Genomic DNA, 25,573 nt, shown 5'->3' on the forward strand with positions numbered 1-25,573 from the left:
GCCCGGGTCCGTCATCGACCGGTGTCTCTGGCGGGATCCATGACACGCGGACCTAGCCAAACGCCCCCGAGGCAGTCGCGGGGCGGAGGCACTCGATCAGGGCCGCGCGATAGCGGTGCCGCGCCGCGGAGAGGCGCAGCGCCTCGCCCTCGTCCGCGAGCGACGCCGCGGCCATCGCGGCGTGACCCAGCCTGAGGAGCGTGTAGGCGAGGAGATACGCCGGCAGGCGCCGCTCGGGATCATCGCCGGAGCAGCGCCGATACCGCTCCAGGAAGGCGCGGCGGACGCCTCGCGGCATCCGCCACTCGACGATGGCACCGGCGAGATCCCAGGCGATGTCCGTCGGGCCGGGGAGGAAGTGATCGTCGCCGTGGCCGCACGCGTCCACCTTGACGAGCTCGCCCGAGGCGGACCTGCGCCACTCGTGGGGATCCATCCTGCCATCGACGATCACCGGACGCGCGATCTCCAGGTGGAGCTCGCCCGGGAGCTCCCTCCGCATCTCCAGCGAGAAATTGGTGCGTGCCATCGTAATGAGCTCGTCGGCTGCAGGGCTCGGGACGGGGAAGGCCGAGGCGCGAAAGGCGCAGTAGTCGGCGAGGCGCTCGAGCTCTACGGACGAGAGGTCATCGGCGTGGAGCGGCCGGCCGGGGAGCCATGGATACGAGAGGAACCCCTTGCCCTCGTCGCGCGGCGCAGGCCCGAAGCCGGCCTGGAAGACGCCTTGAGCCCGCTCCCGGCACTCGGCCCCATAGCGGCCCATCCCTTCGAACTTGAGGATCCGGCGTTCGTCACGGGAAAGGTATTTGAGGCGCTCCATGGACGTCCAGGAGGGCGGCCAGCGCGATTCGTCCTCGTAGCAGCGGCGGCGCCATGCCCCGGCGCCGATGGGCTCGCCCGCGTCGCCGGGGAGCTGCACTCCGCCCTCGGCGCGGTCCGAGCGGAAGGACCGCCAGCGGCGGCCGCCGTCCGGCGCGACGAGCGCGTCGGGGTCCGGCGCGCGGGAGCCGAGGAAGACGACGCTGGCGCGCGGGACGCCCGCGCGGACCAGGGTGTCGCCGGCGGCGAGGAACGAGGAGCCGCTGAGGCCCGGCCCCTCGTCGACGACCCAGAACCGCGCTCCCTCGGCGATGCCTTCCTGGACCCAGCGGAGCTGCCGGGCGTCGAGCTCGACGCGGCGATCGTAAGGGTGCCCGGACGGGCGCACGGTGGCGCGCCCCGCCCGGATCCCCTGCCTTCGCAGCGCCGCGGCCGTCACCGCGCTCAGGGTCGTGCCGATGCTGCGGATGCCGACGACCCGGACCGGCGCCCGCGCGGACGCGAGCCGCTCGGCCAGCCGGGCGAAATCGAGCGGGTGGAGCGCGTAGAACGAGAACCCCTCGGGTGGGGAGGTCGAGATGATCGCCGGGACCTCGACGGAGGTGAGGACCTTGGGCGTGACCAGACGTCTGGCCGTCCGTGGCCAGACGTCTGGCTGTCCATGGCCGGAGGTCTGGCTGTCCGCGATCGCGAGCGCGCCCGCGTCGTCACTGCCGATCAGCAAGGCGGCGAGATCGTCGGTGAGCTGCGCCAGCGCCGGGGCGCTCTCCAAACCGGCGTCGGTGAGGATGGATTCGAGCTCGCCAGCGCGGATCAAGGCGCGGAGCACGACGTCGCGGGGGCGCTCCGCGCCTTCGGGGACGGCGATCGCCCGGAGGTCGTCCGCGAGCTCGTCGACGAGCCGCCGCCCCGGGATGTCGCGGCGGCCGCTGCGAAACACGTACATGCTGTATCCGGAGCTGGCGGTCACGGCTGGACTCCGCGCCTCACAGCTCGCCGACTCTCGGGCGCCGCGTCTCCCCCCATGGCTCTCCCCCTTGCGTCGACGCGGCAGCCGCCGCGAACGGACTTTCCCAGCGGTAACGTAAATGGGACCGGTTCGTCAAGCCGTCGGCTTCGTGTAGGGGCGGGAACGACAGGCATGCATCGGACGGGGCCGGCTGCCAGGAAGGGGGCGTTGTGCGATCGACTGTGGCGTTATCGCTCCGTCGATTGCCGTCGATTGCCGTCGATTGCCGTCGATTGCCGTCGATTGCCGTCGATTGCCGTCGATTGCCGTCGGTTGCCGTCGATTGCTTCGCTCAGCGCGGGCCGCCGGCCGCGAGCGCGAAATCGATGTGCACGTGCTCGTCGTGTCTCCACCACACCGGGCCGCGGGGGATCACCCCCGAGAGCGCGCCCAGCTTGCGGCCCGCGGGGCTCGCGAGCAGCAGCGGCACGTACTCCGGCGCGAGGATGATCCGCTGGATCCGGAGCTTCCTTGGCCTGGCCTTCTCGTCCAGCGCCGACAGGAGCCGCGCGAGATCGTCGAAGTCGATCGCTAGCTCGCCCTGCCGGCCCTGCGCGTCGAACTCGAGGCCATAACCGAGCTTGTTCCAGGGATAGGTCGACACCTCCGCGGGCCGCCCCGCGCTGTCGCGCAGCGGGACGAAGAGGTCGACGCTGAGCCCGTTCTGGTGCGTGCGGTGCGGCCAGAACGGGCCGCCCTGGCGGTGGCCCGTCTCCCCCACGACGAAGCGCCGCCCGGGCTTCGCGGCCGCGCACGCGGCGAACGCCTCCTCCAGCACGTCGCGCACCGCGCCGTGCACGTACTGGCGCCCGAGGCTGGAGCCCAGGTAAGAGTAGGTCACATAGCCGGGCCCCGAGGGGCGGAGCGGGTGCCCGTGCAGCAGCCGGCCGTGCGCTGGACTGCCAGCGCTCTCCGACGGCGCCGCGCCGTCGAGCCAGACGCGGCCGTGCGCCACGACGACGGGCGCGACGAGCAGAAGGCCCGCGGCGACCGCGAGTCGCTTCCACCACCGGCGCGACGCGCTCGTCGCTGGCGGAGCCGCAGCGGGCGGCGCGCCCCGTTGAACCTGGAGGAGCTTCACCACGTTCGGCTCCCCAGATTATCGATCCCGTCGTTCCCCGGCCCTGTGCAAGACTGCGCGTCGATGCCGTACGACCATCTCCTCGGGCGCGTGGTGACCCTGCCGGTGCGGCGGTTCGGCCCGCCGGGCGCCTTCCTCTCGGCCGACCCCGACGACCTTCGGCCGGACGCGCCGGTGCTCCTCTTGCCGCGCGGCGAGGTGCCCGAGGGCACCAGGGAGGGAGACGCGCTCGAGGTCTTCGTGCACCTCGACTCGGAGGATCGCCCCATCGCCACGACGCGCCGGCCGAAGGTCGAGCTCGGAGAGGTCGCCTTTCTGGCGGTCACCGACGTCGCGCCCTTCGGCGCCTTCGTCGACTGGGGCCTGCCCAAGGAGCTGCTCGTCCCCCGCGCCGAGCAGACCCGCGACCTGCGGGTCGGCCAGCGGCACCCTGTGGGGCTGCTCGTGGACAGGACCGGCCGCCTCGCGGGGACGATGCGCGTGAGCGAGATGCTGCGCGACCAGGGCGAGTTCGATCTCGACGAGTGGGTCGAGGGCGAGGCGTGGCGTAACGAGCCGGGGATCGGCCTCTTCGTCATCGTCGAGCGCAGCTTCGTCGGCCTGCTCCCCGCCGACGAGCCGCACGCGCTCGCCCGCGGCCAGGCGGCGCGGTTCCGCGTGGCGAGCGTGCTGCCCGACGGGAGGATCGAGCTCTCGCTCCGCGGCCACGCGCACGAGGAGGTCGAGAGCGACGCGCAGGCGATCCTCGCGCGGCTCTCGCGCCCGGGCGCGCCGAAAGTCGGCGATCGCTCGAGCCCGGAGGAGATCAGGGCGCTGTTCGGCCTGAGCAAGAAGGCGTTCAAGCGGGCCGTGGGCCGCCTGCTGAAGGAGCGCTCGGTCGCGATCGACGGAGAGGGGTTTCTCATCAAGAGCGCGCGCTGAGCCGACCGGAAGGCGGAAGCGGGTTACTCGAGCAGGCTGCGCAGCATCCAGGCGGTCTTCTCGTGGACCTGCAGGCGCTGGGTGATCAGATCGCAGGTGGGCTGATCGTTGGCCTTCTCGGCCACGGGGAACAGCTCGCGCGCCGTGCGTGCGACCGTCTCGTGCCCCTCGACGAGGCGCTTGATCATGTCGGTGGCCTTGGGGATGCCGTCGTCTTCCTTGATGGAAGAGAGGGCGACGAACTGCTTGTAGGTCCCGGGTGCGGGGAGGCCGAGGGCTCGGATGCGTTCGGCGACCAGGTCCACGGCGAGCGCCAGCTCGTTGTACTGCTGCTCGAACATGAGGTGGAGCGTCTGGAACATGGGCCCCGTGACGTTCCAGTGGAAGTTGTGGGTCTTCAGATAGAGCGTGTACGTGTCGGCGAGGACGCGTCCCAGTCCGGCCCCGATCAGCTCGCGGTTCTTGACATCGATTCCGATATTGATCTCCATCATGGCTCCTCTCGTAGGTCGTCAGCTCTTCGCTCGAAGGGCCGAATCCGGCGCCGGGAGAGCCCTAAACAACGCCCTCCCTGCCCGGTCGTGACGGCCCGTCAACGTTCGTCCTCGCGCCCGCCGCGTCAATCGGGCCCCCCTTGCTCTCTCTCACTCTTTCCCAGTCTCTCTCTCCCAGAGGAGGGCCCAAGCGGGGCAGACCCGCACAGGAGACGGGCCCAGATCGGCGTTTTCGGCGCGGAGGCGTACTCCTGTACGCCGAGCACCGAAAACGTCGAGATGGGCCCGTATCCGCAGCGGGTCTGCCCCTCACGCCTCGCCGATGGTGCGCATTGTCATCACCTCGATGGGGCGCAGGCCGAGCAGCGCATACGCTTGCTCCCAGCGCTGGTCCGCCTCCACGTCGAAGAGGATCCGCTCGTCGAGCGCCACGGGCAGCCACGCGCCCGCCGCGATCTCCCGCTCGAGCTGACCCGGACCCCAGCCGCTGTAGCCGAGCAGCACCGTCCTGCGCCGCGAGTCCGCGGCGGCGGTGCCGCGCACCGCGTCGGCCGCGAGCGTGTCGAACGCGCTGCGGGACGACGTGACCCGCACCCGCGTGCCCACCGGGATCACGCCCGTCTCCTCGGCCCCGAGCGCCGGATCGAGGCACAGGATCCACCCCGAGCTCGGCTGGACCGGCCCGCCGAGGTAGACCGGCGCCGGGTCCTTCAGGTCGCTGCCGTAGCCCGCGAACGACAGGAGCTCCCCCAGCGTCATCGGCGCCGGCCGGTTGACCACGAACCCGAGCGCCCCACCCTCGCTGTGCACCGCCAAGAGCACGACCGTCCTGTCGAAGTTCGGATCGCCGAGCGGCGGCGACGCGATGAGGAACCCTGGGGCCAGCACGCTCGCTTCGCTGTTCATCGGCGATCCTCCCTGGAAACGGCCAACCGGTCACTGCGTCCCGCACGAACCCGTCCGCCGCGGTGAGGCAGGACGGGAGGGCCGCCCCCACATTACTCCGGTGTGCCGTGACAGGCGATTGGGATCTCCCTCCCGCGCCGGAGCGGCGGGTATAGTGGGGCCATGTACACCGTCGGCGTCCGCGATCACATCATGGTGGCCCACAGCCTGAAGGGCGTGCAGTTCGGCCCTGCGCAGCGCCTGCACGGCGCGACCTACACGGTCAGCGTCGAGGTGGAGCGCGAGGAGCTCTCGCCCCTCGGCCAGGTGGTCGAGACGAGCGCGCTGCGGGACAGCCTGCGCGCCGTGCTCGCCGAGATCGACTACCGAAACCTCGACGAGCACCCGGCGTTCGAGGGCAAGCGCTCGACGCCCGAGCTCATCGCGCGTTACATCCACCGCGAGCTCGGCCGCAAGCTCCCGGTGAGCGCCGGCAGCGCCCTCACGATCACGCTGAACGAGTCCCCCCTCGTCTGGGTGCGCTACCGCGCGCCGCTCCGGGGCGCGTCGATCATGCCGACCGAGCTGGCCTGATCGCCCGCGGTCTCCGCTTGGCACGGGGCCCGGCACGCGGCAAAAGAGGGCGCCGATGACCGAGCCGGTCCACACAGCGCCGATCGTCCTGAGCTTCCAGGGCGGCACCCTCCGCATCGAAGGCCTCGCCCCGCGCCCGGCGCTCGCGGCGACGGACGAGCTCGACTGCAGCGCGCTGGCGTCGAGCGCGGACGAGCCGGACGGCGGCGCCGGGGCGGGAGATCCCGCGGAGGGCGCGGCGCTCGACCCCGCGTGCCTGCCCGCGTCCTGCCGCTGGGACGCGCGCGAGCGCGTCTACCGCGTGCCGGCGATCGACTACGCCGAGCTCATCCTCCGGCTCCGGGCCCGCGGCGTCCCGTTCACCGACGCCGCCCGCAGGTACGAGGCGCTCCCGCTCGCGCCGCTCGCCAAGCACGACCCGTTCCCCTACCAGCGCGAGGCGCTCGACGCCTGGGCCGGGCGGCGCAGCCGGGGCGTCGTCGTGCTCCCGACGGGCGCGGGCAAGACGTTCGTCGCGACGCTCGCGATCGCCGCGCGGCAGCGCAGCGCGCTCGTTGTCGTCCCGACCCTGGACCTCCTGAACCAGTGGTACGACGGGCTCTCCGCCGCGTTCGGCGTCCCGATCGGCCTGCTCGGCGGCGGTTATCACGACGTCCTCGATCTGACGGTGACCACCTACGACTCCGCGCACGCCCACATGGACCGGCTCGGCGCCCGCTTCGGCCTCGTGATCTTCGACGAGTGCCACCACCTGCCGAGCCCCTCGTACGCGCTCGCCGCGAAGATGTGCCTGGCGCCCTTCCGCCTCGGCCTCACCGCCACCCCCGAGCGCGCCGACGGCCGGGGCTACGACGACCTCATCGGCCCGATCGTCTTCCGCCGGGAGATCACCGAGCTCTCCGGGCAGTACCTCGCGGCCTACGACGTCGTCCGGCTCGACGTGCCGCTCTCGGACGCCGAGCGCGCCGCGTACGAGGCGGCGCGCGCCGTGTACATCGGCTTCTTGCGCGCGAACGGCATCCGCATGCCCGAGGGGTGGGGCCAGTTCATCCTGCTGAGCTCGCAGTCCGACGCCGGCCGCCGCGCCTTCGAGGCGTACCGCCGCCAGCGCAGCCTCGCCCTGTGCGCGCCCGGCAAGATCGACGTCCTCGCGCGGCTGCTCCACGCCCACCGCGCCGATCGCACCCTGGTCTTCACCGAGGACAACGCCACCGTCTACCAGATCTCTCGGCAGTTCCTGCTGCCGGCGATCACCCACCAGACCAAGGTGAAGGAGCGCAGCGCCATCCTCGACGCCTTCAACCGCGGCGCGCTGTCGGCGGTGGTCACCTCGAAGGTGCTGAACGAGGGCGTCAACGTGCCCGAGGCCAACGTGGCGATCGTCCTGTCGGGCAGCGGCTCGGTGCGGGAGCACGTCCAGCGGCTCGGCCGCATCCTGCGCCGGAGCGAGAACAAGACGGCGATCCTCTACGAGCTCGTGGCCCTCGGCACGAGCGAGCAGCGGGTGAGCGACAAGCGCCGGGAGCACGTTGCTTACCAGTGACCTCGTCCGCGTCCGCCGCCGGGGCGGGCTCGTCGTGCCGCAGTACCTCCGCGGGGCGGCGGCCGAGCGCCTGCTCCCGGTCGCGCGCGCGTACATCGACATCCTCTCGCAGCGCGTCGGCGAGCGCCGCGACGACGTCGAGGCCGCGCTCGACGCCATCGAGGTGCCCGCGCGGGATCGCGTGGCCGCGCTCGGCCTGAGGAAGGTGCTCGAGGACGGCTGCGAGTACGAGGTGCAGGAGGGCGTCGACCCCGAGGCGCTCCGGCGCGAGCTGTTCCACGCGGCCGCGGCGGCGCATCGCGCCCTCGACGTGCGCGCCCGCTTCGACCGAGCCGCCGTGCTCGACGAGGTGGCCGCCCGGCTCGGCACGACGCCCGCCGCGATCGAGGCGGGCCTCTACGCCGACCTGCGCGGCGCCGAGCTCCTCCGGCGCGCGGCCGCGGATGCGCCCGAGATCGTGCTGGATCGGTACAACCTGGCGCTGGCGCAGTCGATCCTCCTCCGGGCGACCCAGGTGACGATCCACATCGAGGGGGAGAGCGCCCAGCAGTACCGGCGGATCTTCCGGGCGGCGCGCTTTCACGGGCTCATCCATGTGGTCCAGGGCGATCCGGCCTCCGGCTACACGATCGCGCTCGACGGCCCGTTCAGCCTGTTCGACGCGGTGCAGCGCTACGGCTTGCGGCTCGCGATGTTCCTGCCGTCGGTGCTCTCGTGCGCCTCGTTCCGGCTGCGCGCCGACCTGCGCTGGGGGCGCGACAAGGAGCCGCTCGCGGTCGAGATCGGCCCGGCGGACGGGCTCCTCTACCACGGGCGCGAGCTCGCGGAGACGACGCCCGAGCTGGAGGCGTTCTGCGAGGGGTTCAGGAAGCTCGGGTCGCCCTGGCGCGTCGGGCCGAACGAGCGGCTGTTCGCGCTGCCCGGAGAGGTCGTGTGCGTCCCGGATCTCGTGTTCCAGAACGAGGAGACCGGGGAGGAGGTGTACCTCGAGGCCTTCGGGTTCTGGAGCCGAGCCGCGGTGTGGCGGCGCGTCGAGCTGATCCGGAAGGGATTTCCTGCGAGGATCCTGCTCGCGGTCGGCAAGCAGCTCCGCGTGAGCGAGGAGGTGCTGGGGGACGACGAGGCCGGGGAGATCTACGTCTACAAGGCGACGATGTCGCCGCGCGCGGTGCTGGCGCGGCTCGACGGGAAGCGCGGGGGGGCGTGAGCCGCCGCGGAGGGCGAGCGGAGGCGCGCGGCGCTCACGGCTCCACGGTCGCGTATGCCGGCGTCCACGCCCGCTTCCCGTCCGGCCTCGTGATCCGCGCCCGCACGTAGCGCTCCCCGCCGCGGAGCCGGTACGTCGCCCGCCCCGCCGTGGGCAGCTGCCGCTCCAGCACGCGCCCGCCCCGCCCGACGAACTCGACAACGGCGCCCGCCGCCACCGGCCAGACCGAGAACGCGTCCCCGGCGATCGCGATCCGCCGCAACCTCGCCCCGGACGACGCGTAGAGCCGTCCCTTGGCGAGCGCGCTGCAGATCGCGGCGCGCGACGCCTCTCGCGAGAACACCTCGATGAACCCCTGGCCAGGCCCCGCGGGCGGCGCGCTCGACCCGGCCATGAGCTGGTGCAGATCGTCCACCGCGACGCCGACGATCCCGCCTCCCGCGGCGCCGCGCGCCGTCAGCACCGCATCCCACAGCGCCTCGTGAGACGGGCGCGTCGCGTCGCCGTCCGTGTACACGTACGGGTGCCCGCTGTGGATCTCCAGCAGCTCCGCCCCGGGCGCCGCCAGGAGGTCGCCTTCGGATAACGTCCAGTCGAAATTCGGATGGTTGATGAGCGCCACGCCCCCCTCCGCGCGCACACGCCCGATCGCCCACCTCAGCGCATCCCCCTTGGTGGGGAAGTCACCCCCGCCGATCGCCGTCCGCGTGCAGAGCGCGTTCACGTGCACGGGCTTCCCCTGCGCCCACATCGTGACCTCTTCCCCCGGGATCACGGAGAATTTCGACGCCGACGTGAGGTCCTGGAACATCGCAGGATCGACGCGCTGGTTGTGGTCTGTCAGCGCGACGAAGGAATACCCGTTCTCGCGGTACCAGCGGACGACATCGCGCGGCTCGCTGTCCCCGTCGCTCTGCGACGTGTGCGTGTGGATGTTCCCTCGCTGGAACACCTCCACGTCGAGCGCCTTCTCGAAGCGCAGCCGATGCGACAGCCCGTCCCCGCGCTGAGCTGAGTCCGAGTCGGGCGAGGCGCGCTCCGCCCTGCAGGCGAGCGCGAGGACCGCTGCTGCGCCGATGAACAGGAGAGCATTCCAGCGTCCGCGCATGCTCATTGCGATGACAAGGACAGTATACAGAACGCCAGGGCCGCGACCAATTCGCAAATCGCGCCCTCGCCTCCGCCGCCGCGCGTTACCTCTCCCGCTCTCCGGCGGGCCCCGCCTGCGCCCGTCTCTTCTTCAATTTTTAATGACCCCGGCAGCCCCGCGTCCAGCGGCATACTGCCTCCCGTGACGCCCCCCCTGCTAGCGCTCGTCATGATCGTCAAGGACGAGGCCTCCTCCATCTGCCAGACCCTCGCCTCCGTCAGGCCCCACATCGACAGATTCACCCTCCTCGACACCGGCTCCACCGACGGCACGCAGGCCCTCGCGCGCTCCGCCATGGCGGGCGTCCCCGGCGACCTCATCGAGGAGCCCTTCGTCGACTTCGGCGCGACGCGCAGCCGCGCCCTCGACCTCGCGGGTGGCGCGGCCGTGTTCACCCTCATGCTGAGCGGCGACGAGCGCCTCGTCGCGGGCGACGCGCTACGTCGCTTCTGCGAGGAGCGCCGCGACGCGTCGGGCCCGGGACATGGCGCCTACCACGTCCGCGTGCGCTACGGCGATGCCCTCTACGACTCCGCCCGGCTCGCCCGCGCCTCGGCCGGGTGGCGCTATGTCGGCGCCACCCACGAGGTGCTCTCCAGGGAGGGCGAGCCGCCCCCGTCGATCCGCGTCCCCGACGCCCACATCGTCCACGACCTCTCCCGCCGCGACGCCGCCGCCCAGACCCGGAGGTGGCAGCGCGACCTGGAGCTGCTCTCCGCCGCGCTCGCCCGATCCCCCCGCGACGGCCGCGCCGCCTTCTATTTCGCGCAGACGCTGGAGTGCCTCGGCCGGCACGAGGAGGCGTTCGAGGCCTACGAGCGGCGCGCCGCGCTCGGCGGATGGCAGGAGGAGGTCTACGAATCGCTGTTCCGCATGGCGCGCACCGCCGCCGCGCTCGGGCGCCCCTGGCCCGAGGTGCAGCAGCGCTACCTCGACGCCCACGCCCACAGCCCGCACCGCGCCGAGCCCCTCTTCGCCGTCGCCTGGCACTGGTACGGGCAGCAGTGCTGGCCGCTCACCTACCTCTTCGCCTCCCGCGGCGCCGCCCTCCCCTTCCCCGCGCAGGCCACCCTCTTCGTCGACGCGGAGGTCTACGAGCACAAGCTGCTCGATCTCGTCGCCACCAGCGCGTTCTACGTCGGCGAGCTCGCCGCCGGCGAGGCCGCGCTGCGCAAGGCCCTCGCGCTCCGCCCGGGCGATCCGCGCCTGCTCGGGAACCTCGCGTTCTACACGCCCGCGAAGAAGCGCTGACGCGCCGCGCTCGCCACCGCCGCCGCTCAGGCGCCGTCGTCGTCCTTGTCCTTCCTGAGCCAGCCCTTCCGGCGATAGTACGTGAGCAGCCCGACGACGCTCGCAAGCATCAGGCCCCATACGAACGGATAGCCGTAATACCAGTCGAGCTCCGGCATGTTGAACGGCGAGCTCTCGTGGTGGAAGTTCATCCCGTAGATGCCTGCAATGGCGGTGACCGGGAGGAAGATCGTCGAGATGATCGTGAGCACCTTCATGATCTCGTTCATCCGGTTCGATATCCCGGAGAGGTGGAGATCCATGAGGCCCGAGCTCAGCTCGCGGTAGGTCTCGACCATGTCCATCAGCTGCACCGCGTGATCGTACGTGTCGCGCAGGTAGAGCCGCGTGTCCTTGGAGATCAGCGGGTTGTCCTCGCGGAGCAGCGCGTTCACGAGGTCGCGCTGCGGCCAGATGGCGCGCCGCAGCGTGAGCAGATCCCGCTTCAGATCGTGGATCGGCTTCGACATCCGGCGCTTCGCGTCGAGGACCTCGATCTCCAGGTCCTCGATGTGCTCGCCGAGCCGCTCGAGCACCGGGAAGAAGCCGTCGACCACCGCGTCGAGCAGCGCGTACGCGAGGTAGTCGGCGCCCCGCTCCCGGATCTTGCCCCGCCCGGCGCGGATGCGCTCCCGCACGACCTCCATGACGTCCCAATCGGCCTCTTCCTGCACCGTCAAGACGAAGGTCCTGCCGACGAGGATGGCCAGCTGCTCGGTGCGCAGCACGCAGCGCTCGTGGACCTGTGCCATCCGCGCGATGATGAGGATGTGCTCGCCCCCATAGACGTCGGCCTTCGGCCGCTGGGGCACGTTCACCATGTCCTCCAGCGCGAGCGGGTGGACACGGAAGATCTCGCCCAGCCGCTCGAAGGTCGCCTTGTGCCCGAGCCCCCGGACATCGACCCACGTGATGGAGGGCCGGTCGTCCGTGAGGTACGGGATGCACTCGTCGACGCGCTCGATCTCCTTCTCGGACACGACCTCGGCGTCGTAGTCGATGACGAAGATCTTCGGCCGTCGCGTGTCATCGATGACGAGCGTCCCGGGCGGCGACGCCGGCGGCGGCTCGTGCCCAAGCCGGTCGCGCCTGGGGCGCAGCGTCGTCCGGTCGAGGTCGGCCCTCTCCTGGACCCAGGAGGCGCGCGGCTGCGGCGCGCTGCTGCGCCGCGACTCGGGGGGTAGCGTGGAGCTCGTCACGGGGGCGTGATGGTAGACCAATATCCCGCGGTATCGAGCGCAAGATAAGGCGCAAGATCAGGCGCGAGATCGAGCGCAAGATCAGGCGCGAGATCGAGCGCAGGAACGGTCACGAGATCGAGCGCAGGAGCGACGGCGCTCTCGCGCTCGCTCCGCGGCGCCGCGTGGCGTATGCTGATCGGGCCGCGGAGGGGGTATGCTGGTCGATCCGCGGCGGGGAGAAGGCGCTCGCAGGGCCGCCTCTTCCTCCCTGTCCCTGCGGGCCGGGGGAGCGCGCGAGGCGCGCCGGCCTCCGCCTCGCGCCACCGCGCGCCCTGCCCTTCCGGATGCCCATGGGAACGACCCTCGACATCGCGATCGGCCTCGTCAGCGTCTTCTTCCTGCTCAGCGTCCTCTGCTCGGCCATCTACGAGGCGCTCGCCGGCGTGCTCCGGCTGCGCGCGCTCAACCTGGCGCAGAGCATCGAGATCATGCTGGCCGATCGCGCGCTCGACCCGCTCGTGAAACGCTCGCCCGGCGCCCCTGAGGCCGCCGCCCCCGAGGGCAACCCGCTGGAGCGCGTGATCAAGCGCGCGCTGCGGGGCGCCATCGCGTTCGTGCGCACCCGGGTGATGCCTGGCCCGTACGCGACCCCGCTCGCGACGGCGCTCCGCCAGCACCCGCTGATCAAGGATCTCAAGTACGGCTGGGTGGGGCCGTCCTACATCCCGTCGCACGCGTTCGTGGCCGCGCTCGTCGACACCCTGCGGTACATCACCTCGCCCGAGCGCAGCGCGCTGCCGCTCCCGCAGGCCGGCGCCGCGCCGCCGGTCCCGCGGCCCGACGCCGCGGGCGCGCCTTCGCCGACGGCCGGCGCCGCTTCCGCGCCCTCGCAGCAGGCGAGCGACGGCGTCCCGCCGCCCCCGGCGAGCGCCGCGCCTGCGACGGGCGAGCTGGCTGCAGCGCCGAGCCGCGACGAGGACCCGCTCGACGAGCTGAAGCGCATCATCCAGAGCATGCCCAAGGAGAGCGATCTCCGGCGCGCCCTCGCCACGATCGTCGACTCGACGGTCAAGGACATGCGCGAGGCCAACATCCGGCTGGAGCGCTGGTTCAACGACGCCATGGACCGGGCCGCCGGCCGGTACAAGCGCCGCGCGCAGCTGATCATCAGCGCGACGGCGCTCGGCCTGTGCGTCGGGTTCAATGTCGACAGCATCCGGCTCGCGCGCGCCCTCTCGAGCGACGCGGTGGTGCGCGCCCGGCTGGTCGCGACGGCGCAGGAGTTGGCGAAGACGGCGCCCCGCGCCGCGCCCCAAGCCGGCGGCGTCGACCAGCAAGTCGACAAGCAAGAGGACGTCTTGGCAGCGCTCGCCGAGGCCAGCAGCGCCCGCTCCCGGCTCACGGGGCTCGACGCCGAGATCACCTGGGGCGTGGAGGCTCCCAAGGAGAAGAGCGCTTCGAAGCTCTGGAAAGCGCTCGAGGCGATCCTCGGCGAGGGCGCCGTCGGCTGGATCCGCGGGGTGCTCGACAGGATCCTGACCCCCGGCATCCTCATCACCGCGGCCGCCGCCTCCCTGGGCGCGCCGTTCTGGTTCGACCTGCTCAACAAGCTCGTGAACCTCAGGACCGTCGGCAAGAGCCCCGAGCCGTACGAGCCGCCCAAGGGAGACGGACCGGACAAAAGCGTGACCCGCTGACCGGCGGCCGCACCCCAGTCGCTGTCAGCTCCGCCGTGCCCCTCGCTCTATCGCGGGGGAGCCCTACCAGGACGCCGGATACTCGTCGTGGGTTGGAAGGCCTCCGCTGTCGCAACTCCACGGCGCTCTGGATCCCCAGAAGATGTGATCCGTCGGAGACATGGGCGGCGCCGTGTCCAGCGAGCCGGCCGGGACGACCATGAACCCGCCGTTGCGCCTCAGGCGCGGCACCGGACACCCGCAGCGGCTGCAGAACCACTTGCCGAAGCTCTTCGCCGTGGGCAGATCGTAGCGTGTGATGGCCTCTTCCCCTGACAGCCATCGGAGCTGGCTGGGATCAACGGCGAGATTCGTGGCGTGCCCCGCGCCCGTGCCTTTGCGACACCGCGAGCAGTGGCAATGGGCCATGAGCTTGAACGGCGGATCGACCTCGAACGTCACCGTCCCGCAAAGACAACCACCGTGAATGCTGGACTCGCTCATCTGTTCTCTCCAGGCGCCTGACGCCGCGATTGAGTGGAATGCACGGTTTATCGATGTGATTCAGACTGGAGGTCGCGAGCCGCTGCGGCGCGCCGCCTCGCTCGACGGCCGAGCCGCGTCTGCCCGCGCGCTCCTGCGCCGACCGTGGGGAGAGCTTAGCCGTCGGTCAACCGCCGTGTCGACACTTCGGGATGAGGGGAACACGGCGCCGTGGCCGCACCGACACGCGCCGGGGCCGCTCCTTGGGCCGGCAGCGGCGTTTCGCCGTGCTTCCGGCGTGGTACGCAGGCTGCTAGATCCAGCGCACCCGACCATGAAGACATTGAGCGCTTGCTTGCTGCTGGGGATCCTCGTTGGCTGCCAGAAATCCGAGGAGGCTGGCCTGCCGGCGGCGAGCTCGGGACCGAGCGCCGGCTCGAGCGCGCCGGCCGCGGCGGCCCCTGCGGAGACGGCTTCGCCGGCCGCGGAGGCAGCGCCGTCGGCCGCCGCGCCCGCGACGCCGGCTCCCGCCGAGCCGGCTCCATCGTCGACCGCGCCGGCGTCGTTCAAGGACGGCCGCAGCGAGTCGATCGCCAGCGCCGTCGGCCTCGGTTGCGAAGCGAAGAGCCTCGACGGCTGGCTCGAGCTCCTTTGCCGGAAGAAGAACGGGACCGGAGGCCACCCCGTTCGCGCCGTGATCCAGGATCCGAGCCCGGAGGCCGCGGCCGAGAAGCCGAGCGAGCCCGTGGCGGCCGACGGCGCCGGCCAGGACCCCGACGCGGGCCCCTCGAACGAGGTCCGCGCCGACGAGCGCGGCGAGCTCCGGCTCGTCGTACCGCTCCGGGCCGGAGCCAAGCAGACCGTCACGCTGGAGTGGACCGATACGCGCTACGAGCTCCAGATCGACGGGACGAACGCGAAGCTCGACTGGGCCGGCTCCGTTGTGTCGCACCGGCGCGCCTGCCAGACGCTCCTCGATGAGAACCGAGCGCGCATCTCCGACGCGCAGAAGCTCGAAGGGCCCGAGAAGATCTCGGCGGCCGAAGCGACGCGCCTGCCGAAGTTCGGGGTCTGCCAGCCGGCGGGGCTCGGCTCCTGGGCGCTGTCGCTGACGCGGTTCGCGGGGGCCGGCGAGGGCGCGGCGCGGGCGCTCGCCTTCGACATCGAGGTCGTGCGGATCGACCTCGAGGGGAAGCGCTCCGCGGCGCCGCTCGGGACCATCGAGGTCGCGCCCGGGGGACTCGCGATCTCCGCGCTCAACGTCTATGACTTCGACGACGACGGCAATGACGAGCTCATCGTCCCCTACGAGCTCAATGCGCTTGCCGCGGGCGCGAAGCCGGCGGCGCCCAGCCCGATCTGGACGTTCTCGAATGGAGCGGTGTCCGCCTATTCGAAGGCCCCGAGCACCTCCGGCGGACTCGGCATCGAGCACCTCGACCACGACATGCGGCCGGATCTCGGGAGCTACGGTCCCTTCGTCGCGTGGCTCGGCGCGGACTGCGGCGTGAAGAGCTGCCCGTCGCGCGTGACCGGGCCGAAGTTCTATTTCCACTCGGCGCAGGACGGCTCGTTCTCCGCGACCGACGCCGCCGCGACGGCGGCGCTCGGCCGCGCGTGCGGCCAGAAGCCCGCGGCGATCGTCGTGACGACCGGCGGCGGCGTCAACGTCGCTCAGACGGCGAAGAACCTCGTCTGCGCGCGCGCGCTCGGAGCCGCGCGGGACGCGCTCGCGAGCGAGCTTGCGGCCAAGCGCGCCGACCTCTGCGGCGGCGCGGCGACCTGCGCGCTCTCGAGCACGTTCGAGGCCTGGCTCGACGCTGCGCTCCCGGCTGAGCTGGGGAGCGCCGCAAAGCGGTGAAGGCTGCAAGGTAGTTCGAGGCCGCAGCGCCCGCCTCCATGTTGCTCTCTGTCGGTGTTCCAGGCTTCGCGGCGGTGCGAACCGGCGGTGCCGTACAGCCCGCGGCGGCACCGTCGCTGCTACACTGAGCGGACGCGGCCATCGGGGCTCACCTCGCCCCCACCGTGGATTCGCCCGGCCAAGGTCGCCACGTGCGCCACCAGATCCGGCGGCTTCACCGGCTTGGCCAGGTGCATCTGGTATCCGGCCATGAGCGCCTGCGCGCGGTCCTCGGCGCGCGCAAACGCGGTGAGCGCCAGCGCCGGCACGCCCCCCCCACGCTCTTGCGGTAATTGCCGTACCTTCCGGATGAGCTCATACCCGCCCTCTTGCGGCATGCCGATGTCGCTCACAAGGACCATCGGCTGGTCTCGCTCCAGCTCTGCCAGGGCCTCCACGACCGAACCCGCCGTCCGCACCTCCGCTTGGCACTCCGCCAGTATTCGCAGGAGCAGCTCTCGCGTGTCCGGCTCGTCGTCCACCACCAGCACCCGCACCCCCTTCAAATTCACGAGCTCCCCACCACGGTGCCATGATGGCCGGCGCTGCGGTGTCGATGGCGCCTCTCCTCCGGCCAGGGCCTCGGCGCGCTTGGCCTCGAGCGGCAGCTTCACCGTGAAGCTCGCCCCCTGACCCTTCCCTGCGCTGGCCGCCTCCACCGTCCCCCCGTGCAGCTCCACCAGGTGCTGCACGATCGAGAGACCCAAGCCCAGCCCGCCGTGCTCGCGCGTGGTCGAAGCGTCTTCTTGCCGGAATTGCTCGAATACGTACGGCAGAAACGCCGGATCGATGCCGGCCCCCGTGTCGCTCACCGACAGGTGCGCGTACGACCCCTCGCGACGCAGCGATAACTTCACCTGCCCGCCCTGCGGCGTGAACTTCATCGCGTTGCTGAGCAGATTCCACACGATCTGCTGGAGGCGATTCGGGTCGCCCATGACCTGTTCTCCAGCCGACCCGACGCTGAGCTCCAGGCGGATCCCCTTCGTCTTCGCCGTCGGCTCCGCCGATTCCAGCAGCGTTTCGAGCATCTCGCCCAGATCGACCACCTCCCTGTCGAGGCTCAGCCGCCCGCTGACGATGCGCGACATGTCCAAGAGGTCGTCGATGAGCTTGGATTGCGCCCGCGCGTTCCGCTCGATCGTCCCGAGCGCCCGGCCGAGGATCTCGTCCGATGGGCCGCGCATGCGGAGCAAGTGCGACCAGCCGAGGATCGCGGTGAGCGGCGTCCGCAGCTCGTGGCTCAGCAGCGCCAAGAACTCATCCTTCAGCCGCCCGGTACGCTCGAGCTCCGCCCGCGCCGCCTGCTCGCGAGAGAGGAGCATCTCCCGCTCCGCCTCCGTCCGCTTTCGATCGCTGACGTCCGTGGAAAACCCGCACACCGCATACGATCGGCCCGACTCGTCGAGGAGCGGGCACTTGATCGAGAGGTACGTGTGGAGCCCATCGTCTTGGGGCACGCTCTCTTCCATCTCCAGCGGCTCCCCGGCCGCCGCCACCCGCCGGTCGGATGCGCGCAATGCGTCGGCGCGCTCCACGGGGAACAAGTCATAGTCGGTCTTGCCGATGACCGACCGCGTGGTCACATGAAATACCTCTTCGTAGCGGCGGTTGACCATCAGATAGCGGCCTTCGAGGTCCTTGACGTAGATGACCGCGGTGGCGTTGTCGACGATGGCCTGGAGCAGACGCTGGCTCTCGCGCAGCGCGACCTCCGCGCGCCGGCGCTCGGCGTTCTCCACCTTGAGGGCGGCGTTCGCGCTCGCCAGCTCGACCGTGCGCGCTCGCACCCGTTGCTCCAGCTCCTGATGGGCCCGCTGGAGCTGCGCGTTCTTCGCTTCGAGCTCCTTTTGTGCCGCGCGCAAGCTCAAATGCGTCCTGATCCGCGCGAGCACCTCTTCGATCTCGAACGGTTTGGTGATGTAGTCTACGCCCCCCGCCTCGAACCCCACGAGCTTGTCCGCCACTTCTCCGAGGCAGGTCATGAAGATCACCGGGATGTCTCGGGTGCTCTCGGCCGCTTTCAGGCGCCGGCAGGTCTCGAAGCCGTCGATCCCGGGCATCACGACGTCGAGCAGGATCAGGTCGGGTTTCATGAGGCTGGCCCGCTTCAAGGCGGCTTCCGCGTCCTCGGCGACGAGCGCCTCATGACCTGCGGATTCCAGGTGATCCACGAGCAAGGCCAGGTTGGCGGGCATGTCATCCACGATGAGGATCGTGCCCTCACGAGCGCCGGGCGCGGAGGCTCTGCTCATGATCGCTGACCATCGGCCACCGCCTGGCCCACCGCGGCGTGCTCCTCGACGAACTCCTGCAGCTTCCGCATCTGGTAGGTCCGCGCCAGCGTCTGCAGCTGATCGAGCCAGGGGCCGAGCCGCGGCTCGTCTTGCTGCATCCGCTCCGCCTCCGCCAGCACGTTCCGGATGCGGCCCGACGCCACCAGCCACGACAGCCGCGACAGCTGTTCGGTCGAGGGCGGCACCAGCGCGCTGTCCCCCTTCGCCGCGGTGGGGGCCGCGGCTCGCGCCGGCTCATACGTCCATTGCACGCCCAGGAAACGCGCTATCTTTTCGAAGAGCACGCTGGCATGCACCGGCTTGGGCAGGAAGTCGTCCCAGCCGGCGTGGGCCCCCTTCGGCTGCTCGGCGGCCGTGAGGTTCGCCGACGAGGCCAGGATCACCACGCCGTCGAGCTCGGGCATCTGCCGCAGGCGGCGCGTGGTCTCGTAGCCGTCCAGGCCTGGCATGGCCAGGTCCATCAGGATCAGCGCCGGCCTGTGCTCCAGGGCCAGCCGCAGCGCCGATTCCCCGCCGTCCGCCTCGACGAGGTCGAAGCCTATGGGGACCAGCAGATCGCGGAACAACGCGCGGTTGCCGGGGTTGTCGTCCACGACGAGGATCTTGCGGCGCTCGCCGCGATAGCCGGTGATCGTGTCCCACCCCGGGGCTTCGTCGGCGGCCGAGAGGGGGAGCGCCTCGGCGAGCGTGAGCGTCACCGTGAACGCGCTGCCTTTGCCGAGCTCGCTCTCGACATCGATGGTTCCGCCCATCTGCTCGGTGATCCTCTTGCTGATGGCGAGGCCGAGCCCGGTGCCCTCGCTCTTCACCTTCTGGTCTCCCACCTGCTCGAAGGGGTCGAAGATGCGCGCCAGGTGCTCCAGGGCGATGCCGGTGCCCGTGTCCTCGATCCGGAAGCGCACCTCGCGCTGCCCATCGCCGCCGTCGTCCAGCACGTCCACGAGCAGGGTGACCGCGCCGCGCTCGGTGAACTTGATGGCGTTGCCGAGCAGGTTCAGGAGCACCTGCGTCAAGCGCTTCTCGTCGGCGTGCACGGCGGCGAGCGCCGCGCCCCGCACCTCGTGGGTGAAGGCGATGCCCCTCTGCTCGGCGCGCACGCTGCAGAGGTCCACCACGTTGTGCACGAAGGAGGGAAAGTCGAACCTCCGGGGGACGAGCTCCATCTTGCCGGCCTCGATCTTCGCCAGGTCCAGGAGGTCGTTGAGCAACGCCAAGAGGTGCTCGCCCGATTTCTTCACGATTTGCACGCCTTCGCGGCTCTTCGGCGAGAGCTCGGGCGCTCGCATGAGGAACTGAGCGTAACCCAGGATGCCATTGAGGGGCGTGCGTAGCTCATGGCTCATGCTCGAGAGGAAATCGCTCTTCGCTCGATTGGCGCGGTCGGCCGCCTCCTTGGCGAGCCGCAGCTGGGCCGTGCGCTCCTGGATCTTGACCTCCTGGTCCCGGTAGAGCACGGCGTTCTCGACCGCGATCGCTGCCTGCGAGGCGAGCACCGACAAGAGCTCCACGCGCGCTGGAGGGAACGCCGACGGTACGTCGCGGTGCTCCAGGTACAGCACGCCTACCACGTGGCCCCGATGCGTCAAGGGCAGCGCCAGCAGCGAGAGCACCGCGTGCAATGCCAGGTACGGGTCGCGCGCGAAGCGCGCGTCGGACCTCGCGTCGCCTGTCACAACCGGCTCGCCCGTGCGGGCCGCGTATTGCACCACCGAGACCGGCACGTCGTGGCTCTGCCCGAGGGGCTCCGACAGCCCCGCTTCGATGCGGGTCCCCTCCACCCGTAGCCGGGCGACGACCGAGAGCGCTTCCCCTTCGCTGAGCACGAGGGCGCCGCGCTGCGCCCCTGCGTTCTCCAGCGTGAGCTCCATCAGCCGGCCCACCACGCGCCCCGGGTCGAGCTCGCCCGAGAGCGCCTGCGCCGCGCGCACCGCGGTCTTCACGTCGAAATGCGCGCCCGTGGACCCGCCCGTGGTCGTGGTGGTCGCCGTCACGGTCGTCCGATCGGAGGCCGACTCGGGCATGGACACGTTGAGCACGGCGGGATACCTCGCGCCCAGATGGGCGACCACGGCGTGAGCGCCCCAGCGCGTGTAGGCATCGCGGGCCTCTCGCAGGTACATCGCTCCGACGTGGCTCTTGCCCGCCTCCAGTCGAAACTCGGCGGCGAGCTGGGCTGCCAGGGCCTCGATGTGCAGGAAGCGGTGCTCGCGGGCCAGCTCGATGGCCTCGTCGTACTTGGCCGCTGCCTCCTCGGGCTTGCCCAGGGCGCGGGCGTATTCCGCCTCGCCGAGGCGCAGCTTGTGGAGGAAATTCGCCTCGCAGCCCTCGGTGAAGTAGCGCAATCGCGTAAGGCTGTGCTCGATGTGCTGCCGCAGCCGCGCCTGCTCCTCGTTCGTGGCGGCGTCGGGCCAGCGCTTCGCCGCTGCGAGCGCGAGAAAGAGCGCGATGTCCGTCACCATCGGGATCCCGAGCACATCTGCCTGGAATTGCTCCGCCTCCCGCATCCTCGACAGCGCCCGCTCCCACTTGCCGACAGCACAGAAGAGATACCCTTCCAGCATCCGAGCGAACCCGCCGGTGTACCTGTCCCCATCGGCCAGGAGGGAGCGAGAACCTCGCGGCAACGGCTCCTCCTCGAGGAGGTCCTTGGCGCCGTCGGGAGACATCAAGACCTCGCAGAAGGACGCGACAAGCTCGAAATGGTGTCGCCCGACCGCGTCCCCCGCGCGCTGCACCAGCTCCCAGCGAGCCTTGTGCTGCGCATCGACCTGGCCGAGCGGCAGGCCGCGCCACACCCGGTAGTAGAGCAGGTCGCACAGCAGGCCCCAGCTCGTGCCTTGAAACGACCCGATCTTCAGGCCGGCCGCGATCGCTTGCTCGTAAACGGGGGACGCTTCATCGATGGGCCTCGAGTGGCCCAGGTAGATGCCCTTGAGCGCGAGGCACTCGGGGAGCATCGGGGAGCCCACACGCTCTGCGGCGCGCACGCCGGGCGTGAGCCAGCGCATGGTACGGCGATACATGCCCGTCGCCACGGACCACGCGTTGGCGAAGCTGCAGATCATGAAGGTGGCAGCAGGCGTGAGCGCGTCCCGCCGTATCGCCTCGGACACGATGCGGGCGATGACGAGCGAATACAACATCGGCCGGCCACCATAGATCGCGCAGAGCTGCGCCTGCGTCATCAGAGCATCGATGAGCCGGTGCTCCAGCGACGGATCGACCTGCATTCGTTCGAACCCGTCCGGGTCGTGCTCGAGCCATTGATCCAGCGCGTTGGACTCTCGCAGGAGCGCCACCTGACACGCCTCGTCCGTGTCGGGGAACGTGATGCCCCGCTTCGCGAGCGCGGCCATCCCGAGCCCGATTCCCCGCGCGTACTGACCCGTGGCGACACAGCAGCGCGTGCGGATCTCCTGCGCCGAGAGCCAGGCGACCTCCGGCAGGGACCTGTCGAGCAGGGCGAGCGCCCGCGCCTCGACATCGTCGAACTCCCGCAGCAGATAGGCGGCCTCCAGGCGCTCGAGCCCGATCTCCGCCGACAGCTCGCGCTCGCGCTCCCAGGCCCGCTCGCCGAGGAGCGCCCGCGCGCTGTCCAGCAGGTTGGCCATCAATCGGTACGAGCTCGCGGACTTCGCGGTGCGCGCGGCCTCGAGGTTCAGCCGCGCGAGCTCCTTCTGCTCCTTCACGGACTCGATCCGCGCCGAGCCCAGGTTCAGGTGCCGCACGAGCTCCAGGAATTGCGGGGCTGTCCCCCCCTCGGCACGATAACGCGCCTCTAGCCGCCGGCCGATCTCCAGGTGCGCGAGCACCCGCTGCTCCGGCGAGATCCGCTCGTAGCTCGCCTGCTGCACGCGGTCGTGCAGGAACCGGTACGCCGCGTCCAGCGCCGCCGCGCCAATGCCTCCGAGCGCCTGCGCGGGGCGGTAGGCCCCGTCGACCGGCACCACCAGCTCCGCGTCCAGCGCCGGCCATAACGCCCCCGTCACCGGAGCGCGCTCCCACCCGCTGAGCCGCTCCAGGTCCTGCAGGTGGAACGTGTGGCCCGCGCAGGCCGCGAGCCCCAGGAGCCGCTGCGTCGGCTCGGGCATCTCACGCACCTTGTCCGTCAAGAGCGCCACCACGTTGTCGGTGACGCCCGCCTTCTCCAGCGACGATTGGTCCCACAGCCACGCCCCGCTCTCCGGGTCCCTCACCACCTGCTTCTGCCTGTGCAGAGAGAGCAGCAGCTGCTCCAGGAAGAAGGGGTTTCCGCGGGTCTTGTGCGAGAGCACGCGCGAGAGCGGCTCCACCCGCGCCGGCTCGCTCTCCAGCGTCCGCGAGCACCACTTTTGCACCTGCTCTCCCGACAGCGGGCCCACCGTCATTCGCGAGACCTTCGCCTCGCTCTTCTCCACCGCCTCCACGAGCTTCCACAGCGGGTGCTCGGGCGGCGTCTCGTTGTCGCGGTACGCCGCGATCACCAGGAGCGATTTGCGCTCCACGTCCGTCAGCAGCGTCTGCAGGATGATCAGCGTGGCGCTGTCGGCCCACTGCATGTCGTCAAGGAACATCACAAGCGGCGGGTTCGGCGCCGTGACGGCTCGCACGAAATTCAGCCACGTCAGCTTCTGCCGGTTGAGCACCTGCTCGCCCTCGACCGGCGGCACCGGCGGCAGCTTGCCCATGACCAGATCGAGCTCCGGCACCACGTCCGCGATGAGCCGCGCGTTGTCCCCGACCTCGCGCCGGATCCGCTCCTGCCAGGCCTCGAGCACCGCCTCCGAGCTGGAGAGCCACTGGCTCATCAGCGCCCCGAACGCTTGCGCCAGCGCCGCGTAAGGCGTCGACCGCGCGAGCTGATCGTGCTTGCCCGCGATCAAGAGCCCGCGCCCCGCCTGCGCGATATCCCTGTAGACCGTGCGCACAAGCGCCGTCTTGCCGATGCCCGAGGGGCCGCCGACGAGCAGGAGCTCCGTCATGCCCTGCGCGGCGCGCGCGAAGGACTCGCCCACCCGCTCGACGTCGCGCTCCCGCCCCACCAGCACCTGCGGCAGCCGGAGCCTGCGCGAGAAGTCTTTTCTTCCCAGGCCGAACGGCTCCACCGTGCCCCGCTCGCCCCATTGCCGGAGAGCCTCCTCCAGATCCTCCGCCACGCCGCGCGCCGTCTGGTAGCGTCGCTCGGGATCCTTCGCCAGGAGCTTCGCCACGATGGCTGCCACGGCCCTCGGCACCTCCGGGGCGACGGAGTCGAGCGGGGGCGGGTCCTTGGCCAGGTGCGCGTGCACAAGCGAGAGCGGATCGCGCTCCGTGAACGGCAGCCGCCCCGACATCACCTCGAAGAGCGTCACCCCCAGCGAGTACAGGTCCGTGCGCATATCGAGCGCGCGCGCCGTGCGCCCCGTCTGCTCGGGGGAAATATAGACAAGCGTCCCCTCCAGCGCCTCGGGAATGCTCGCCTCGGTCGCCTCCTGGGAGAGCAGCGAGGCGATGCCGAAGTCGAGCAGCGTGATCCTCTCGCACGCCTCGTCCACCAGCACGTTTTGCGGCTTGATGTCCTTGTGCATCACGCCAGCGGCGTGTACTCCCTCGAGCACCCGTGACAGGAGCCGGCCGAGCCGCAGCGCGGCCCCGACAGGCAAGCGTCCCTGCCTGGCGAGCAACCGATCGAGCGAGCCGAGGCCGGGATCCTCCAGCACGAGCGCCGCCGTGCCGCCCCGCTGCTCCAGCGCCCGTGCGCGCGCCACCCCGGGCACCTCCGCGAGCTGCACGAGCACCTGGTGCTCGTGGACCAGCCGCCCCAGCACGCGCGGACTGGGCACCTCGGCCACCGGGATCTTGATTGCCACGCGCGCCCCCGAGGGGACATGGACCGCGCGCCATACCCGTGTCTCGTTGCCGTCGTAGATTACCTTTTCCAGCGTGTAATCCCGCAGCTCCATCGTTTTCCCCTCGCCGCCTTCGGGGGCGCTGGTATCCGAGCATCATCGTAGTATCGAGCGGTGCGGAATGCGACCGGCGATCCGCCCTCTGGGGAATCTCTCGGGCAACCTCTGCCGCACGACAAAGCCGTGCTCGTCCCCGCGCTTCCCGACTGGCGCGGTCCGCTGCGGCGCCCAGGGCAGGCGGCCCACCTCGGGGACGGTAAGCGGGATGAGCACAGCAGGCCGCTCGACGAAGCAGGACTGTGGTACTCCTGAGGACGCGACGCGGCGCTAGAGCTCAACCGTAGCGTCTCGGGGCGTCTGGCTCTCCGTGGCCAGACGTCTGGTCATGTCCCGACCACAGTGACACCAGCCACATTCCGGACACCAGCCCGGAGTATTCCGGGCGCTGATTCCACTGAATGAAGTTGAATCGGTGCCGGTGACTTCGAGGCGCTCACGGTGGTGCCGTTCCTGCGGAGCCCGTTGGTCCAATACGCGCGGCTCGAGTCGAGGGCGATGCCGGACGGCGCTCCTTGCTCTGCGGCGATGGCGACCGACGCGTCGCCGCCGCCGCTCCGCGCCCGCATCACTCCGGCATTGCGTTACAAGCTCTCCCCCTGGTTGACCTAGGAGACGTGGGTGCCGAAGCGCGCCGGACGCCAGCGCTCCTGCGATCGGGACACCGGCACCGAACATGGGCCAAACCTGTCATCGATCCATTGCGACGGTAATCGCCGCCAGGACGCTGCCCGTTGCACGCCACGCGTGCATGGCATGCTGCAAATCATTCAACATCACTCAAATGTTACAGTAACACGTCCCCACAGCAACCACACGCCCGTGCAGGCATCGGACTGCGCAGACCCGCACAAATAAAATACAGTTGACCAGCTTAGTGTTCCCCACTACGGTTCACGGTCTACAGATTCGTGAATGTCTCCATCGCTTGGAGACGACGCTTGTATTGCTGAGAGGATTCTTCGTGGGGAGACCTCCACGCCGTTATTTTTCGATACCATCTGGTGTCGACCCGTAGGCTCCTCGCCGCGGTGCGGGGACGGTGCCCCCGACGATATCCGTGTCCGACGAGGGCACTTCAGTCACTTCTTCAGCCGCGCTAGCTCGCGCAGGCATGTT

The 25,573-nt window shown here is 70.7% G+C and carries 16 protein-coding genes; 7 read left to right on the forward strand and 9 right to left on the reverse strand.

Annotated elements, in window-relative coordinates; translation table 11 throughout:
- Positions 1-52: 52 nt before the first annotated feature.
- Together WME90_RS35655 and WME90_RS35660 are read right to left on the reverse strand one after the other, a co-directional pair.
- Positions 53-1,789 carry a hypothetical protein gene (locus WME90_RS35655; RefSeq protein ID WP_437276522.1) on the reverse strand — a complete coding sequence of 579 codons (1,737 nt, stop codon included), beginning with the start codon at positions 1,787-1,789 and terminating at the stop codon, positions 53-55.
- Positions 1,790-2,120: 331 nt separating this feature from the next.
- Positions 2,121-2,912, reverse strand: coding sequence for a penicillin-insensitive murein endopeptidase (locus WME90_RS35660; RefSeq protein ID WP_437276523.1), 792 nt, complete (start codon positions 2,910-2,912; stop codon positions 2,121-2,123).
- A 60-nt stretch (positions 2,913-2,972) separates the two neighbouring features.
- Here WME90_RS35660 and WME90_RS35665 point away from each other — a divergent pair, with 60 nt between their 5' ends.
- Entirely contained in the window at positions 2,973-3,830 is an 858-nt protein-coding gene (locus tag WME90_RS35665) for a CvfB family protein (RefSeq protein ID WP_437276524.1), read from the forward strand.
- Positions 3,831-3,853: 23 nt separating this feature from the next.
- Here WME90_RS35665 and WME90_RS35670 read toward each other — a convergent pair whose 3' ends face one another.
- The gene (locus WME90_RS35670) at positions 3,854-4,324 is read right to left on the reverse strand and encodes a Dps family protein (protein WP_437276525.1); all 471 of its coding nucleotides are present in this window, start codon (positions 4,322-4,324) and stop codon (positions 3,854-3,856) included.
- Positions 4,325-4,633: 309 nt separating this feature from the next.
- Positions 4,634-5,230, reverse strand: a complete 597-nt coding sequence (locus WME90_RS35675) for a YqgE/AlgH family protein (RefSeq protein WP_437276526.1) — start codon at positions 5,228-5,230, stop codon at positions 4,634-4,636.
- 162 nt (positions 5,231-5,392) lie between these two features.
- Here WME90_RS35675 and WME90_RS35680 point away from each other — a divergent pair, with 162 nt between their 5' ends.
- Genes WME90_RS35680 through WME90_RS35690 form a run of 3 tightly spaced genes read left to right on the forward strand, consistent with a single transcriptional unit; the run spans position 5,393 to position 8,553 of the window.
- On the forward strand, positions 5,393-5,803 hold the full coding sequence (locus WME90_RS35680) for a 6-pyruvoyl trahydropterin synthase family protein (protein ID WP_437276527.1): 411 nt from the start codon (positions 5,393-5,395) through the stop codon (positions 5,801-5,803).
- 55 nt (positions 5,804-5,858) lie between these two features.
- Positions 5,859-7,346, forward strand: coding sequence for a DEAD/DEAH box helicase (locus WME90_RS35685; RefSeq protein ID WP_437276528.1), 1,488 nt, complete (start codon positions 5,859-5,861; stop codon positions 7,344-7,346).
- A complete protein-coding gene (locus WME90_RS35690; protein ID WP_437276529.1) occupies positions 7,333-8,553 on the forward strand; it encodes a DUF790 family protein in 1,221 nt (406 codons plus the stop codon). Before WME90_RS35685 ends, WME90_RS35690 begins: the two co-directional genes overlap by 14 nt.
- A gap of 34 nt (positions 8,554-8,587) precedes the next feature.
- On the opposite strand, the gene WME90_RS35695 is transcribed toward WME90_RS35690, so the two are convergent.
- Complete coding sequence (locus tag WME90_RS35695) at positions 8,588-9,661, reverse strand: PHP domain-containing protein (RefSeq protein WP_437276530.1); 1,074 nt, start codon at positions 9,659-9,661, stop codon at positions 8,588-8,590.
- A gap of 183 nt (positions 9,662-9,844) precedes the next feature.
- On the opposite strand from WME90_RS35695, the gene WME90_RS35700 reads away from it, so the two are divergent.
- Positions 9,845-10,954, forward strand: coding sequence for a glycosyl transferase (locus WME90_RS35700; protein WP_437276531.1), 1,110 nt, complete (start codon positions 9,845-9,847; stop codon positions 10,952-10,954).
- Between the two features lie 26 nt (positions 10,955-10,980).
- Here WME90_RS35700 and corA read toward each other — a convergent pair whose 3' ends face one another.
- Positions 10,981-12,192, reverse strand: coding sequence for a magnesium/cobalt transporter CorA (gene corA / locus WME90_RS35705; protein ID WP_437276532.1), 1,212 nt, complete (start codon positions 12,190-12,192; stop codon positions 10,981-10,983).
- A 332-nt stretch (positions 12,193-12,524) separates the two neighbouring features.
- Here corA and WME90_RS35710 point away from each other — a divergent pair, with 332 nt between their 5' ends.
- Entirely contained in the window at positions 12,525-13,871 is a 1,347-nt protein-coding gene (locus WME90_RS35710) for a hypothetical protein (RefSeq protein ID WP_437276533.1), read from the forward strand.
- A gap of 63 nt (positions 13,872-13,934) precedes the next feature.
- On the opposite strand, the gene WME90_RS35715 is transcribed toward WME90_RS35710, so the two are convergent.
- Positions 13,935-14,354 (reverse strand): GFA family protein, encoded by a 420-nt coding sequence (locus WME90_RS35715; RefSeq protein ID WP_437276534.1) that lies wholly within the window; start codon positions 14,352-14,354, stop codon positions 13,935-13,937.
- 313 nt (positions 14,355-14,667) lie between these two features.
- Between WME90_RS35715 and WME90_RS35720 the strand changes: the two genes are divergently transcribed.
- Positions 14,668-16,194 (forward strand): hypothetical protein, encoded by a 1,527-nt coding sequence (locus WME90_RS35720; RefSeq protein ID WP_437276535.1) that lies wholly within the window; start codon positions 14,668-14,670, stop codon positions 16,192-16,194.
- 119 nt (positions 16,195-16,313) lie between these two features.
- Here the strand turns inward: WME90_RS35720 and WME90_RS35725 are convergent, their stop codons facing one another.
- A complete protein-coding gene (locus WME90_RS35725; protein WP_437276536.1) occupies positions 16,314-18,488 on the reverse strand; it encodes a response regulator in 2,175 nt (724 codons plus the stop codon).
- Entirely contained in the window at positions 18,485-24,451 is a 5,967-nt protein-coding gene (locus WME90_RS35730) for an AAA family ATPase (RefSeq protein ID WP_437276537.1), read from the reverse strand. Before WME90_RS35730 ends, WME90_RS35725 begins: the two co-directional genes overlap by 4 nt.
- Between the last annotated feature and the right edge of the window lie 1,122 nt (positions 24,452-25,573).

This window comes from Sorangium sp. So ce375, assembly GCF_051473855.1.
In the GTDB taxonomy this organism is placed as follows: Bacteria; Myxococcota_A; Polyangia; order Polyangiales; family Polyangiaceae; genus Sorangium.

Excerpts from the sequence above, each read along its gene's own strand:
- WME90_RS35715 (WP_437276534.1), bottom strand. The coding sequence starts at position 14,354 with ATGAGCGAGTCCAGCATTCACGGTGGTTGTCTTTGCGGGACGGTGACG.
- WME90_RS35685 (WP_437276528.1), top strand. The coding sequence starts at position 5,859 with ATGACCGAGCCGGTCCACACAGCGCCGATCGTCCTGAGCTTCCAGGGC.
- WME90_RS35710 (WP_437276533.1), top strand. The coding sequence starts at position 12,525 with ATGGGAACGACCCTCGACATCGCGATCGGCCTCGTCAGCGTCTTCTTC.
- WME90_RS35680 (WP_437276527.1), top strand. The coding sequence starts at position 5,393 with ATGTACACCGTCGGCGTCCGCGATCACATCATGGTGGCCCACAGCCTG.
- WME90_RS35720 (WP_437276535.1), top strand. The coding sequence starts at position 14,668 with ATGAAGACATTGAGCGCTTGCTTGCTGCTGGGGATCCTCGTTGGCTGC.
- WME90_RS35730 (WP_437276537.1), bottom strand. The coding sequence starts at position 24,451 with ATGGAGCTGCGGGATTACACGCTGGAAAAGGTAATCTACGACGGCAAC.
- WME90_RS35665 (WP_437276524.1), top strand. The coding sequence starts at position 2,973 with ATGCCGTACGACCATCTCCTCGGGCGCGTGGTGACCCTGCCGGTGCGG.
- WME90_RS35695 (WP_437276530.1), bottom strand. The coding sequence starts at position 9,661 with ATGCGCGGACGCTGGAATGCTCTCCTGTTCATCGGCGCAGCAGCGGTC.
- WME90_RS35675 (WP_437276526.1), bottom strand. The coding sequence starts at position 5,230 with ATGAACAGCGAAGCGAGCGTGCTGGCCCCAGGGTTCCTCATCGCGTCG.
- WME90_RS35670 (WP_437276525.1), bottom strand. The coding sequence starts at position 4,324 with ATGATGGAGATCAATATCGGAATCGATGTCAAGAACCGCGAGCTGATC.
- WME90_RS35725 (WP_437276536.1), bottom strand. The coding sequence starts at position 18,488 with ATGAGCAGAGCCTCCGCGCCCGGCGCTCGTGAGGGCACGATCCTCATC.